Below are 13,492 nucleotides of genomic sequence, written 5' to 3'. Positions count from 1 at the left end.
TTTCCCAGAACGAAGTGAGAGCAGGAACGACATGGCGGAGCTGACGATCTCGTCGGACGAGATCCGCAGTGCGATCGAGAAGTACGTCTCGGCCTACTCCCCGGATGTGAGCCGGGAAGAGGTCGGCGTCGTCGCGGAGACCTACGACGGGATCGCCATCGTCGAGGGTCTGCCCGGCACCATGACCAACGAGTTGCTGGAGTTCCCCGGCGGCGTGCTCGGCGTGGCCCTGAACCTGGACGTCCGCACGATCGGCGCGGTCATCCTGGGTGACTTCGACAAGATCGAAGAAGGCCAGGAGGTCAAGCGGACCGGCCAGGTGCTCTCCGTGCCGGTCGGCGACGGCTTCCTGGGCCGCGTGGTGAACCCGCTCGGCCAGCCGATCGACGGCCTCGGTGACATCGTGGCCGACGAAAACCGCGCCCTGGAGCTCCAGGCCGCGTCGGTGCTGCAGCGGCAGCCGGTGAACGAGCCGATGCAGACCGGCATCAAGGCCATCGACTCGATGACCCCGATCGGCCGCGGCCAGCGCCAGCTGATCATCGGCGACCGCAAGACCGGCAAGACCGCGGTCTGCATCGACACGATCATCAACCAGAAGAAGGCCTGGGAGTCGGGCGACCCGAAGCAGCAGGTCCGCTGCGTCTACGTCGCCATCGGCCAGAAGGGCTCCACCATCGCGGGCGTCAAGACCGCGCTGGAGGAGGCGGGCGCGCTGGAGTACACCACCATCGTCGCCGCCCCCGCGTCCGACTCGGCCGGCTTCAAGTGGCTCGCGCCCTACACCGGCTCGACCATCGGCCAGCACTGGATGTACCAGGGCAAGCACGTCCTGATCGTCTTCGACGACCTGACCAAGCAGGCGGAGGCGTACCGCGCCATCTCGCTGCTGCTGCGCCGCCCGCCGGGCCGTGAGGCGTACCCGGGCGACGTCTTCTACTTGCACTCGCGCCTGCTGGAGCGCTGCGCGAAGCTGTCCGACGACATGGGCGGCGGCTCGATGACCGGCCTGCCGATCATCGAGACCAAGGCCAACGACGTGTCGGCGTACATCCCGACCAACGTCATCTCGATCACCGACGGCCAGTGCTTCCTGGAGTCCGACCTGTTCAACGCCGGTGTGCGCCCGGCCGTCAACGTGGGCATCTCGGTGTCCCGCGTCGGTGGCGCCGCGCAGATCAAGGCGATGAAGACGGTCGCCGGCTCGCTGCGCCTGGACCTGTCGCAGTTCCGCGAGTTGGAGGCGTTCTCCGCCTTCGCCTCGGACCTCGACGCGGCCTCGCGTGCCCAGCTGGAGCGCGGCGCGCGCCTGGTCGAGCTGCTCAAGCAGGGCCAGTACTCGCCGGTCCCGGTCGAGGAGCAGGTCGTCTCGATCTACCTCGGTACGAACGGGTACTACGACGACATCCCGGTGGCCGACGTCCGCCGCTTCGAGTCGGAGTTCCTGGACCACGTCCGGCGCAGCCACGATGTGATCTTCTCGGGTATCCGCGAGTCCAAGACGTTGTCGAAGGACGCCGAGCAGGGCATCGTGGACGCTGTCAACGCGTTCAAGCAGCAGTTCACCGCCTCGAACGGCGCCACGGTTGTAGTCAACGAGGCGCCGGCCGACGCGATGGACGCCGACAAGGTCGGACAGGAGTCGGTGAAGGTCAACCGACCCGCTCCGACCAAGAAGTGACGTAGGCATGGCAGCACAGATTCGCGAGCTGCGCCAACGGATCCGCACGGTCAACTCGACCAAGAAGATCACCAAGGCGTACGAGCTCATCGCCACGTCCCGCCTGGCCAAGGCGCAGACGCGGGTTGCGGCCTCCCGGCCCTACGCGGAGGAGATCACCTCGGTCCTCTCCGCGCTGGCGACGGCGTCCGCGAACCTCGACCACCCGCTGCTGACCGAGCGCACGAACTCCCGTCGGGCTGGTGTGCTGGTCGTGACCAGCGACAAGGGCATGTGCGGCGGTTACAACGCCAACGTGCTGCGGGCCGCCGAGGAGCTGCTGACCCTGCTGCGGTCCGAGGGCAAGGAGCCCGTGCTCTACGTCATCGGGCGCAAGGGCATGAGCTACTACAAGTTCCGCAGGCGCGCGGTCGCGGGCGAGTGGAGCGGCTTCTCGCAGCTGCCGCACTACATCAACGCCGTCGAGGCCGGTGACGCGCTGGTCAAGGCGTTCGTCGCAGGCAGCGACGACGAGGGTGACCAGCCGGGTCCGGACGGCATCCTCGGTGTGGACGAGCTGCACGTGGTCTACACCGAGTTCAAGTCCATGCTGAGCCAGACGCCGGTCGCCAAGCGGATCGCGCCGATGGAGGTCGAATACGACCCGGAGCCGAAGAGGCTCCAGTCGGTGTACTCGTTCGAACCGAACGCGGAGACGTTGTTGGGCGCGTTGCTGCCCAAGTACGTCAAGACCAGGCTCTTCTCGGCACTGCTGGACGCGGCGGCCTCGGAGTCGGCGGCGCGACGGACCGCGATGAAGGCGGCGACGGACAACGCCACCGAACTCGTGCGGACGCTCAGCCGCCAGGCGAACCAGGCGCGCCAGGCCCAGATCACCCAGGAGATCAGCGAGATCGTCGGTGGCGCTTCCGCGCTTACCGGGGGCGCAGGAAGTGATGAGTGACATGAGTGCTACTGCCACCACCACCCGCACCGGCCGTGTGGTCCGGGTGATCGGTGCCGTCGTCGACGTGGAGTTCCCACGTGGCGCGGTGCCGGAGCTGTTCAACGCACTGCACGCCGAGATCACCGCGGAAGCGGTGGCCAAGACGCTGACCCTGGAAGTCGCCCAGCACCTGGGTGACAACCTGGTCCGCACCATTTCGATGCAGCCGACCGACGGCCTGGTCCGCGGCGCGGCTGTGAGCGACACCGGCAACGCCATCCAGGTGCCCGTCGGTGACGTCGTCAAGGGCCACGTGTTCAACGCGCTGGGCGACTGCCTCGACGAGCCCGGCCTCGGCCGCGACGGCGAGCAGTGGGGCATCCACCGCAAGGCTCCGGCGTTCGACCAGCTGGAGGGCAAGACCGAGATCCTGGAAACGGGCATCAAGGTCATCGACCTGCTGACCCCGTACGTCAAGGGCGGCAAGATCGGCCTGTTCGGCGGCGCGGGCGTGGGCAAGACGGTGCTCATCCAGGAGATGATCACCCGTATCGCCCGCGAGTTCTCCGGCACGTCGGTGTTCGCCGGCGTCGGCGAGCGCACCCGTGAAGGCACCGACCTCCTCCTCGAAATGGAGGAGATGGGCGTGCTCGGCGACACCGCCCTGGTGTTCGGTCAGATGGACGAGCCGCCCGGCACGCGTATGCGGGTCGCGCTGTCCGCGCTGACGATGGCGGAGTACTTCCGCGACGTGCAGGGCCAGGACGTGCTGCTGTTCATCGACAACATCTTCCGGTTCACCCAGGCGGGCTCGGAGGTGTCGACCCTGCTGGGCCGCATGCCGTCCGCCGTGGGTTACCAGCCGACGCTGGCGGACGAGATGGGTGAGCTCCAGGAGCGCATCACCTCGACGCGCGGTAAGTCGATCACCTCGCTGCAGGCCATCTACGTGCCCGCGGACGACTACACCGACCCCGCGCCGGCCACCACGTTCGCCCACCTGGACGCGACGACGGAGCTTTCCCGTCCGATCTCCCAGAAGGGCATCTACCCGGCGGTGGACCCGCTGTCCTCGTCGTCCCGGATCCTGGAGCCGTCGATCGTCGGCGAGGAGCACTACCGGGTGGCGCAGGAGGTCAAGCGGATCCTGCAGAAGTACAAGGAACTGCAGGACATCATCGCCATCCTCGGTATGGACGAGCTGTCCGAAGAGGACAAGGTCCTCGTCGGTCGCGCCCGTCGCCTGGAGCGCTTCCTCGGCCAGAACTTCATCGTGGCCGAGAAGTTCACCGACCAGCCGGGTTCGTTCGTGCCGATCAAGGACACGATCGAGGCGTTCGACCGGGTCTGCAAGGGCGAGTTCGACCACTACCCGGAGCAGGCGTTCTTCTCCTGCGGCGGGTTGGACGACGTCGAGGCCAACGCCAAGAAGCTCGCGGGCAAGTAAGCCTTCACCGGCTGACAAGTCCGCCAGTCACACCGAAGGGCCGTTCCCGTTGCGGGGACGGCCCTTCGGCTCGTTCCGGGGTTTGGCAGGGGTTTGGTCGGGGCTTTCAGCCGGAGGCCCAGCCGAGGGCACGGGAGATCGCCAGGCCGCACGTCCGCACGGCGGGCACGAGGGTGTCCGTGCGCGTCCCCGTGGGCACCACGGCCGACACAGAGGCCACCACGTCACCGTCCTGGCCGCGCACGGGTGCGGCGACCGAGTACGTGATCATCTCGATCTGGCGGTCGCTGATGGCGTAACCGTCGCGGCGCACGCGGGCCAGCACTTCGCGCAGTTCACCGGACGACACGATCGTCTTGGGCGTGAACCGCTTCAACGGCGCCGCCAGCACGGATTCCTGCACCGCGACCGGCGCGGTGGCCAGCAGCACCAGACCGACGCCCGTGCAGTGCAACGGCATCCGGCTGCCGACGCGCGTCACCACGTTCACCGCGTCACGCGCCGAGATCCGCTCCAGGTACACCACCTCCGTGCCGTCCCGCACGGCCAGCTGCACGTTGTGCCGCGTGACCTCGTGCAGGTCCTCCAGGAACGGCAACGCCCGGTCCCGCAGGTCCAGGCTGCCCCGGGACAGCGCGCCCAGCTCCAGCAGCCTCAGGCCCACGGAATACCGCCCGTCCGGGTCCCGGTCGAGGGCGCGCAGCTCCACCAGGGACGCCACCAGTCGGTGCGTGGTGCTCAGCGGCAGGCCGGAGTGGCGGCTCAGCTCGGACAGCGTCACCGCGGGTCGGTCCACGGTGAACACGGACAGCAGTGAGAACGCGCGCTCCAGCAGCGACTTCGGTGTCGACACGAGTCCAGTCTTCCACTCACCGGAATTGTCGCCCGCCGATGCGGTGGTGACTCGTCTCACCGGCTTCATGGGTGCACCCGTCCGCACGACCTGCGGTGACTGCTGCCGGACCGCACGTAAAGAGCGCCTGGGGGTGGCTGGTGCGGCGGGGTGTTCCGGTGACCGTTTAGACTGCGGTTGACTCCAGTCGACGAGGGAGATGCGCGTGGCCGAGATGACTGTCCAGTTGGTCGCCGTGGAACGCCGCCTGTGGTCCGGCAAGGCCACTTCGGTGGTCGCACAGACCCTTGAGGGCGAGATCGGCATCCTGCCGGGCCACGAGCCCGTGCTCGGGCAGTTGGTCGAGGGCGGCGTGGTCCGGGTCCGGACCACCGACAACGAACTCGTGACGGCGGCCGTGCACGGCGGGTTCCTCTCCGTGACCGGTGAGGGCGTGAGCATCCTCGCCGAGGATGCGGAACTCTCCCACGAGATCGACGTGGAACAGGCCCGCGCGGACGTGCAGAACTCGGACGACGTCCAGCGGGCAAGGGCCATCGCGCGGCTCCGCGCCGCGGGACATTCGGCCTGACGCGGACGAACGGACAAACGCCGTGGGGATCGCCGAACTTGTCGGGGTGGTCCTGTTCGCTGCGGTGGTGGTCCTCGCGTACGTCACGTGGCGCCGCGTCCGGCTGCTGCGCGCCGGTGGTGTGCACGTCGCGCTGAGGTCGAGGCTCGACGACTCCGGTCGGGGTTGGCACCTGGGCGTCGGGCACTACCGGGGAGACGAGTTCACCTGGTTCCGCGTGCTGAGCCTGCGCTCCGGCCCGGACATGGTCATCTCCCGTGAAGGCTTCGAGATCGACGATCGCCGTGAGCCCACCGCGCCGGAGGCGTACGCGATGCCCGCGGGCGCGGTGGTACTCCGCTGTCGCGGCACCAGGGGCGAGGTCGAGATCGCGATGGGCCCGGACGCGCTGACAGGATTCCTGTCCTGGTTGGAGTCAGCGCCTCCGGGCCGATCCATTCCCTGGGCCTCCTGACGCCAGGGGCGTCGTAGCTCAGCCGTGGCTCAGTAGCTCAGCCGGGGTGGCTCAGCCGGGTTGTTTGATGCTCTCGATGATCCGGGCGAAGCCCTCTTTGCCGTGACCGGCGTCGATCTGGCGGCGGATCAGGTTCTGCACCATGTCGACCACCTCTGTGCTGATGCCCTGCGCGGCGCTCGCTTCGACCATTTTGCCGAGGTCGGAGAATTCGAGGCTCTGCTGGTCGTCGACGGTGTAGTCACCGCCGTCGATCACGGCGGCGAGCCCGGCGAACGCGCTGGTCATCGCGGACAGCCACGCCGCGGATCGCCCGGCGAACTCCGTCGCCGACACGCCCGCGCCCGCGACCATCGCCGCGCCGTGCATGAAGCCGGCGAACATGACGTACATGCCGGCGAGCAGGGCGATGTCGTACAGCGATGCCAGGCCGGCGTCCTCGCCGAAGTACGCGCTCTCGCCCCACAGGTCCAGCAGGGGCCGGTACTGCTCGAACGCGGCGGCCGAGCCGCTGTAGAGGACCGACGAGCCGGGCCCGCCGATCATCGGCGGCACGGCCATGATGCCGCCGTCCAGGTACACCACGCCGTGCCCGGCCGCCCAGTCGGCGATCTCCCTGGCCTGTTCCGGGTTGGTCGTGGTGACGTTGACCAGCGTCCGGCCGGTGAGCAGGTCGGCCACCGGGTCGAGGACTTCGTGGACCGAGGCGGCGTCGTAGAGGCACGCGACCACCACGTCGCCCGCCGTGACCGCGTCGCGCACCGTGGGGGCGGCGGTGGCGCCCAGGCCGACGAGGGCGTCGGCCTTGCCCTGCGACCTGTTCCAGACCGTGGTGGTGTGCCCCGCGTGCACCAGGGCGGCGGCCAGGGCACTGCCCATCTCGCCCAGCCCGAGAACGGTCACCTTCGTGTTCGTGTTCGTCATGACTTGATCGTCGTCGGTGCCGGTAGTCTCAACCAGTACGGACTATTTTGTGCAGTACACACCTTTTGGTAAGTGAGGGTTTGAGGAGGGCGGATGGCGACGACGGCGCGACGTGGTCCCTACTTCTGCGGTATCGACGCCGCGATGGACGTGGTGTCCGGGAAGTGGAAGTCGCTGATCCTCTGGGAGCTGGACCAGTACGGGGTGCGGCGGTTCGCCCAGCTCCGCCGCGGCCTGCCGGGGGTGAGCGAGAAGATGCTGGTCCAGCAGTTGCGGGAGATGGAGGAGGACGGTCTCGTGCACCGCGAGGTGTTCCCGGAGGTGCCGCCCAGGGTGGAGTACTCGCTGACCGGGCACGGGGTGTCGCTCAACCACGCGCTGGCCGCGCTGGGGGCGTGGGGCACCGAACGCATCCAGCGCATCGGCGCCGAGAAGGTGGCCGTCCCCGTGGCCTGACTCGCCGACCGGTGTCAGGCGTTGGCGCCGGGCCGCCAGAGCACGTCACCGTCCGGGTTGGCCACCCGGGCGAGGATGAACAGCAGGTCGGACAGCCGGTTGAGGTACTTCGCGGTCAGCACGTTGGTCTGCTCCGCCTCGACCTCGATCAACGCCCACGTGCCGCGCTCGGCCCGCCGGGCGATGGTCCGGGCCTGGTGCAGCAGGGCCGCGCCGGGTGTGCCACCGTTGAGGATGAACGACTCCAGCTTGCCCAGTCGGGAGTTGAAGGAGTCGCACCACGACTCCAACCGGTCCACGTAGGCCTGGGTGACCCGCAGCGGCGGGTACTTGGGGTCGGGCACGATGGGCGTGCACAGGTCCGCGCCGACGTCGAACAGGTCGTTCTGGACCTGCCGCACCACCTCGGCGACGTCCGGCTCCAGCGCGCCGAGCGCGAGGGCCACGCCCAGCGCGGCGTTGGTCTCGTCCACGTCGGCGTACGCGGTGATCCTGGGCGAGGTCTTCGGCACCCGGGAGAAATCGCCGAGCCCGGTGGTCCCGTCGTCGCCGACACGGGTGTAGATCTTCGTCAGGTGCACGGCCATGCACAGCACTGTAGACACCGGGGCGAACCACCGCGGACGTGCAGGATCCAATCCCGTACGTAGGATTGCGCCACAACGAGCAAGGAGTTCCTTACGTGAGTGAGCACTTCCGGGTTCACGGCGGTGCGCGCCTCGTCGGCGAGGTCGACGTCGTAGGCGCGAAGAACAGCGTGCTCAAGCTGATGGCGGCGGCACTGCTGGCCGAGGGCACCACCACCATCACCAACTGCCCGGAGATCCTGGACGTGCCGCTGATGGCGGACGTCCTGCGCAGCCTGGGCTGCGAGGTCGTCCTCGACGGCGGCGTCGTCACCATCACCACGCCGAAGGAGCTGAACCACCGCGCCGACTCCGAGGCGATGGGCAAGCTCCGCGCGTCCGTCTGCGTCCTGGGCCCCCTGGTGGGCCGGTGCCGGCGTGCCGTGGTCGCCCTCCCCGGTGGTGACGCGATCGGCAGCAGGCCGCTGGACATGCACCAGAACGGCCTGCGCAAGCTCGGCGCGACCAGCGAGATCGAGCACGGCTGCGTGGTCGCCGAGGCCGAGGGCCTGCACGGCGCGCAGATCTGGCTCGACTTCCCCAGCGTGGGCGCGACGGAGAACATCCTGATGGCGGCGGTGCTGGCCAACGGCACCACGGTCATCGACAACGCCGCCCGCGAGCCGGAGATCGTGGACATCTGCGTGATGCTCCAGCAGATGGGCGCCAAGATCGAGGGCGCGGGCACGTCCACGCTGACCGTGCACGGCGTCGAGTCGTTGCAGCCGACCGAGCACCGGGTCATCGGTGACCGGATCGTCGGCGCCACCTGGGCGTTCGCCGCGGTGATGACGCGCGGTGACATCACCGTGCGCGGGGTGAACCCGCACCACCTCGACCTGGTGCTGGAGAAGCTGCGGATGGCGGGCGCGGAGGTGACCACGTTCGACGACGGCTTCCGCGTGGTGCAGCGCGACCGGCCGCTGTCGGTGGACTTCGTGACGCTGCCCTACCCGGGTTTCGCCACCGACAACCAGCCGTTCGCGATCGCGCTGTCGGCGGTGTCCGACGGCACGTCGATGATCACCGAGAACCTGTTCGAGGCGCGGTTCCGGTTCATCGAGGAGATGGTGCGGCTGGGTGCGGACGCGCGCACCGATGGTCACCACGCGGTGGTGCGGGGCGTGGAGCGGCTGTCCAGCGCGCCGGTGTGGGCGTCGGACATCCGCGCGGGCGCGGGGCTGGTGCTGGCCGGGCTGTGCGCGGAGGGCGTGACCGAGGTGTACGAGATCTTCCACATCGAGCGCGGCTACCCGGGCTTCGTGGAGAACCTGCGCAAGCTCGGCGCGACCGTGGACCGCGTCAGCGCCTGACCGGGTGGGAGCCTTCCCGGTCTTCGATCAGGAAGGCTCCCCTCGCAGCAGCAGTTTGGCGTCGGGCACGTCGGCCGGGAAGACCATGAGTCGGTGCAGGCCGCCGCGTCGCACCACGGTCACCTTGATCCGGGCCGCCCGCAAACGCTTGGCCAGCACGTCGGCCGCCGCCCCCGTGGGCACCGCGGCGACTTCGGTCAGCAGGCCGAAGTCGTCGCCGGTGTAGTCGGGCACGGCCCGCCGGTCGTTGCCGAACGCCCAGAACAGCACCCCGCCGAGCACTCCGAACACGACCACCAGCAGCAGGAACGACGTGAGCACGGTCACGCCGTCCATGCTCCACCAGGCTCGATTCAGTGAGCAACGGCACGCGCGGCCCGTGTTACCCGTCAGTACGCTACGGGGGAACAACGCGAGGTCGCGTCGGTCGTTCGTGACTCGTTTCCGGCGATCACGCTTTTCGATGGTCGGAAACGAGTCACGAACGACCGACTCCCCCGGCGACCGAGCTCGCCGTCTGCGGAGCAGCGGCAATCCAACACCGTAGGAGGTTGCCGTGCCGTACCCGGCCGACCGAGAGCGCGACCGCCCGTGGGTGATGCGGACGTACGCGGGCCACTCCAGCGCCACCGCCTCCAACGAGCTGTACCGCCGCAACCTGGCCAAGGGGCAGACGGGTCTGTCCGTGGCGTTCGACCTGCCGACGCAGACCGGTTACGACCCGGACGACGAGCTGGCCAAGGGCGAGGTCGGCAAGGTCGGCGTGCCGATCGGCCACATCGGCGACATGCGCAAGCTGTTCGACCGGATCCCGCTGGGTGAGGCGAACACGTCGATGACCATCAACGCGACCGCCATGTGGCTGCTCGCGCTGTACGTGAGCGTCGCCGAGGAGCAGGGCGCGGACCGCGCCACCCTCTCGGGCACGACGCAGAACGACATCATCAAGGAGTACCTGTCCCGCGGCACGTACGTGTTCCCGCCCGGCCCCAGCCTGCGGCTGATCACCGACATGGTCGCGTGGACCGTGTCGAACGTGCCGAAGTGGAACCCGATCAACATCTGCTCGTACCACCTCCAGGAGGCGGGCGCGACGCCCGTGCAGGAGATCGCGTACTCGATGTCCACCGCGATCGCGGTGCTGGACTCGGTGTTCGACTCCGGCCAGGTGCCCGAGGAGCGGCGTGGTGAGGTCGTCGCCCGCATGTCCTTCTTCGTCAACGCCGGGGTGCGGTTCGTCGAGGAGATGTGCAAGATGCGGGCGTTCGTCCGGTTGTGGGACGAGATCACCCGTGACCGGTACGGCATCGCCGACGCCAAGCACCGCCGGTTCCGCTACGGCGTGCAGGTGAACTCGCTCGGGCTGACCGAGGCGCAGCCGGAGAACAACGTGCAGCGGATCGTGCTGGAGATGCTGGCGGTGACGCTGTCCCGCGACGCACGGGCCCGCGCGATCCAGCTGCCCGCGTGGAACGAGGCGCTGGGACTGCCCCGGCCGTGGGACCAGCAGTGGGCGCTGCGCATGCAGCAGGTGCTGGCCTACGAGACGGACCTGTTGGAGTACCAGGACATCTTCGACGGCTCGCACGTCGTCGAGGCCAAGGTGGACGAGATCGTCGAGGGCGCGCGGGCCGAGATCGACCGCGTGCAGGCGATGGGTGGCGCGGTGGCGGCCGTCGAGTCCGGGTACATGAAGTCGGCGCTGGTGTCGTCGCTGGCGGAGCGGCGTCGACGGGTGGAGTCCGGTGAGGACGTCGTGGTGGGCGTGAACAAGTTCGCCACCACCGAGCCGTCGCCGTTGCAGGCCGAGGGCGCGAACGCGATCCTGCAGATCGACCCGGTCGTGGAACAGCACGCGGTCGAGGCGATCCGGGCGTGGAAGTCCTCGCGCGACGACGTGCTGGTGCAGTCCACTTTGGACGACCTGCGGGCGGCGGCGAAGACGGACCGGAACCTGGTCGAGGCCACCATCGCGTGCGCGCACGCCGGGGTGACGACCGGTGAGTGGGCGTCCGCGTTGCGTGAGACGTTCGGCGAATACCGTGCTCCTACGGGTGTTTCCGCCGCGTCGGCGTCCGGTGACGCGGGTGTCGAGATCGGTCGCGTGCGCGAGCGCGTGCGGGCCACGGGTGAAGAACTGGGCGAGCGGCTGCGGATTCTGGTCGGCAAGCCCGGTCTGGACGGGCACTCCAACGGCGCCGAGCAGGTCGCCGTGCGGGCCCGCGATGTCGGCTTCGAGGTCGTGTACCAGGGGATTCGGCTCACGCCCGCACAGATCGTCGCCGCCGCCGTGCAGGAGGACGTGCACGTGGTGGGCCTGTCGATCCTGTCCGGTTCGCACCTGGAGGTCGTGCCCGCCGTGGTCGACGGCCTGCGTGCGGCCGGGGCCGGTGACGTGCCGGTCATCGTCGGGGGGATCGTCCCGCCCGACGACGCCGACAAGCTGCGGGACCGCGGTGTGGCGCGGGTGTTCACGCCCAAGGACTACGAGCTCACCCAGATCATGGACGAGATCGTGACCGTCGTGCGCACCGCGAACGGGCTCTAGACCACGTCACAGCTGGATCACTTCCGGGGTGGTCACGATCTCGGCGAACCCGCCACCACGCAGGTTGGTGGCGGTGGCCTGGGCGAGCTGGTCGGCGGTCAGGTCCTCCAGGCCGAACGTGAACGTGGCGTCGAGGACTACGCGGACGCGGTAGCCGAGGTTGCCGCCGACCCGGGCCGTCGTCTCCACGCACATGTTGGTCTGGATGCCGGCGAGCACGATGTCGGTGATCCGGCGTGCTTTCAGCCACCCGTCCAGGTCGACTTCGCCGTGGAACGCGGAGTTGACGTTCTTGGCGAACACGAGGTCGGGGTTGGCCCGGTCGAGTTCCGGCTTGAACCGGTTGCCGTCCTGGCCGGGGCGCAGCGGTGAGCCGGGCTTGGTCGAATCGTGCCGGACCAGCACCAGCGGACCGGTCCAGGAATCGAGGAGGCGAGCGATGTTCGCCTCCGCGTCGGGGTTGTTGCGCTTGCCCCAGAACGGGTCGTCGAAGCCGCGCTGCACGTCGATCAGGATCAGGACGGTGTTGGCCTTGTCGGTCATGGGGTCAAGTCTGAGGCGGTTCTCGGTCCGGTGCAGCGCGTGCAGCTGGCGCAACGCCTGCTGGAGACCACGGACCTGCCAGTGCACCGCGTGGCCGAGCGCTCGGGCCTGGGCACTCCCACGAACCTCCGCCGCCGGCTACGCGCCGAACTGGGCGTGGCCCCCGACGCTTACCGCCGCACGTTCCGCGTACCCGCCACTTCCTGACCGGCGCTCGGGTTCGGCAGTTGTCCACAGGCTCGGCCTGACGGCCGGAGATTGTCGGTGGTCTCCGGTGAGTAAGTCATCGCGGCCGATCCCCGCGAAACGACGCCCGGCACGGCAAACGCAAACGACCTACCGCGTGGTTACGGGAATGACGCCGTTGTTCTCGTCCAACAACACCCGCGCGCCCAACGGCTCCTTCAGCCTCACGGTGTGAGTCCGAGTGCGGTACATCGCGTCGCGGGCGCAGTTCCCGTCGCCTTCGCTCACCGTCCGCAGACCGACCGTCACGGACGTCGCCGCCTCGACCACCACGGTCTCGGTGACGGTTTCCGCCTCACCGGGGCAAGGCGGGGTGGGCGCGGGCAACTCCACCTCCAGCTGCACCCCGTCGCCAGTGGTGGTGGCGTGGTGCAGCGCGTAGCGCACCTCGCCGAACTTCCAGAACGCGTCCGGTGTGATCGCGGGCCACGCCAACACGCTGCCGGACGGCGTGCGGAACTTCCACGCGGGCAGCTCCAACGCGCCCCGGTCGGTCTGGAACACCACGGTGCTCAACTCGGCGCTCACCAGTTCCAGCGTCATCCCCTCGCCGCGGTCCGCGGACATCGCGGCCACCGCGTCCCGCGCGCCGATCAGCGGGAACGTCGCCCGACCGTCGGGCAGGAACACCGACGTCGGCCCCGGCGTCGCGGGCTCGGCCCCGGTGAACGAGAACCGGCCGCTGCTCGCCGCCACCTTCTCCGCGTCGCTGCCGTAGCCGACCACGTTCACCAGCGGCGGGCCCATCAGCACGATCGGGCGCGGCACGGCGGCCACCGGGAAGTCGACCGCGGCGGGAGTGGTCGGCGTGCTTGGCGCCCAGGCGGGCGGAACCGGCGCGCCGGTCGACCCGCAACCCGCCAACAGCACGCCGAGGGCTAACAGACGAAGTCTCATAGTCCGTG

At 69.1% G+C, this 13,492-nt stretch carries 14 protein-coding genes and 1 pseudogene; 9 read left to right on the top strand and 6 right to left on the bottom strand.

Annotated elements, in window-relative coordinates; translation table 11 throughout:
- Positions 1-31 precede the first annotated feature (31 nt).
- From atpA to atpD, 3 genes are read left to right on the top strand one after another with little or no spacing between them, the layout of a single operon-like run.
- Positions 32-1,681, top strand: coding sequence for a F0F1 ATP synthase subunit alpha (gene atpA / locus ALI22I_RS33600; RefSeq protein ID WP_077009583.1), 1,650 nt, complete (start codon positions 32-34; stop codon positions 1,679-1,681).
- Positions 1,682-1,688: 7 nt separating this feature from the next.
- Positions 1,689-2,624, top strand: a complete 936-nt coding sequence (locus ALI22I_RS33595; RefSeq protein WP_077009582.1) for a F0F1 ATP synthase subunit gamma — start codon at positions 1,689-1,691, stop codon at positions 2,622-2,624.
- On the top strand, positions 2,617-4,053 hold the full coding sequence (gene atpD, locus ALI22I_RS33590) for a F0F1 ATP synthase subunit beta (RefSeq protein WP_202971133.1): 1,437 nt from the start codon (positions 2,617-2,619) through the stop codon (positions 4,051-4,053). Before ALI22I_RS33595 ends, atpD begins: the two co-directional genes overlap by 8 nt.
- A gap of 106 nt (positions 4,054-4,159) precedes the next feature.
- Here the strand turns inward: atpD and ALI22I_RS33585 are convergent, their stop codons facing one another.
- Entirely contained in the window at positions 4,160-4,906 is a 747-nt protein-coding gene (locus ALI22I_RS33585; RefSeq protein WP_077009580.1) for an IclR family transcriptional regulator, read from the bottom strand.
- Positions 4,907-5,111: 205 nt separating this feature from the next.
- Between ALI22I_RS33585 and ALI22I_RS33580 the strand changes: the two genes are divergently transcribed.
- Together ALI22I_RS33580 and ALI22I_RS33575 are read left to right on the top strand one after the other, a co-directional pair.
- Positions 5,112-5,477, top strand: coding sequence for a F0F1 ATP synthase subunit epsilon (locus tag ALI22I_RS33580; RefSeq protein WP_077010120.1), 366 nt, complete (start codon positions 5,112-5,114; stop codon positions 5,475-5,477).
- A 22-nt stretch (positions 5,478-5,499) separates the two neighbouring features.
- Complete coding sequence (locus ALI22I_RS33575; RefSeq protein WP_077009579.1) at positions 5,500-5,931, top strand: DUF2550 domain-containing protein; 432 nt, start codon at positions 5,500-5,502, stop codon at positions 5,929-5,931.
- 51 nt (positions 5,932-5,982) lie between these two features.
- On the opposite strand, the gene ALI22I_RS33570 is transcribed toward ALI22I_RS33575, so the two are convergent.
- Positions 5,983-6,855 (bottom strand): NAD(P)-dependent oxidoreductase, encoded by an 873-nt coding sequence (locus ALI22I_RS33570; RefSeq protein ID WP_077009578.1) that lies wholly within the window; start codon positions 6,853-6,855, stop codon positions 5,983-5,985.
- Positions 6,856-6,948: 93 nt separating this feature from the next.
- Here ALI22I_RS33570 and ALI22I_RS33565 point away from each other — a divergent pair, with 93 nt between their 5' ends.
- Positions 6,949-7,311: a winged helix-turn-helix transcriptional regulator gene (locus tag ALI22I_RS33565; protein ID WP_077009577.1), complete on the top strand. Its 363-nt coding sequence runs from the start codon at positions 6,949-6,951 to the stop codon at positions 7,309-7,311.
- A gap of 14 nt (positions 7,312-7,325) precedes the next feature.
- Here ALI22I_RS33565 and ALI22I_RS33560 read toward each other — a convergent pair whose 3' ends face one another.
- Positions 7,326-7,898 carry a cob(I)yrinic acid a,c-diamide adenosyltransferase gene (locus tag ALI22I_RS33560; protein ID WP_077009576.1) on the bottom strand — a complete coding sequence of 191 codons (573 nt, stop codon included), beginning with the start codon at positions 7,896-7,898 and terminating at the stop codon, positions 7,326-7,328.
- Positions 7,899-7,993: 95 nt separating this feature from the next.
- On the opposite strand from ALI22I_RS33560, the gene murA reads away from it, so the two are divergent.
- Complete coding sequence (gene murA / locus ALI22I_RS33555) at positions 7,994-9,250, top strand: UDP-N-acetylglucosamine 1-carboxyvinyltransferase (protein ID WP_077009575.1); 1,257 nt, start codon at positions 7,994-7,996, stop codon at positions 9,248-9,250.
- Between the two features lie 27 nt (positions 9,251-9,277).
- Here the strand turns inward: murA and ALI22I_RS33550 are convergent, their stop codons facing one another.
- Positions 9,278-9,586, bottom strand: a complete 309-nt coding sequence (locus tag ALI22I_RS33550) for a hypothetical protein (RefSeq protein ID WP_077009574.1) — start codon at positions 9,584-9,586, stop codon at positions 9,278-9,280.
- A 220-nt stretch (positions 9,587-9,806) separates the two neighbouring features.
- On the opposite strand from ALI22I_RS33550, the gene ALI22I_RS33545 reads away from it, so the two are divergent.
- Positions 9,807-11,798: a protein meaA gene (locus tag ALI22I_RS33545; RefSeq protein ID WP_077009573.1), complete on the top strand. Its 1,992-nt coding sequence runs from the start codon at positions 9,807-9,809 to the stop codon at positions 11,796-11,798.
- Between the two features lie 6 nt (positions 11,799-11,804).
- Here ALI22I_RS33545 and ALI22I_RS33540 read toward each other — a convergent pair whose 3' ends face one another.
- On the bottom strand, positions 11,805-12,341 hold the full coding sequence (locus ALI22I_RS33540; RefSeq protein WP_077009572.1) for a cysteine hydrolase family protein: 537 nt from the start codon (positions 12,339-12,341) through the stop codon (positions 11,805-11,807).
- A gap of 33 nt (positions 12,342-12,374) precedes the next feature.
- On the opposite strand from ALI22I_RS33540, the pseudogene ALI22I_RS33535 reads away from it, so the two are divergent.
- Positions 12,375-12,548, top strand: a pseudogene (locus ALI22I_RS33535) (helix-turn-helix domain-containing protein); the annotation flags it as partial.
- A gap of 129 nt (positions 12,549-12,677) precedes the next feature.
- On the opposite strand, the gene ALI22I_RS33530 reads toward ALI22I_RS33535, so the two are convergent.
- Positions 12,678-13,484 carry a hypothetical protein gene (locus ALI22I_RS33530; protein ID WP_077009571.1) on the bottom strand — a complete coding sequence of 269 codons (807 nt, stop codon included), beginning with the start codon at positions 13,482-13,484 and terminating at the stop codon, positions 12,678-12,680.
- Positions 13,485-13,492: the final 8 nt, after the last annotated feature.

The organism is Saccharothrix sp. ALI-22-I, assembly GCF_001984175.1.
Taxonomy (GTDB): Bacteria; Actinomycetota; Actinomycetes; order Mycobacteriales; family Pseudonocardiaceae; genus Actinosynnema.
Note: the sequence above shows the minus strand (reverse complement) of the source record. Positions and strands in the feature narration are given on the sequence as shown.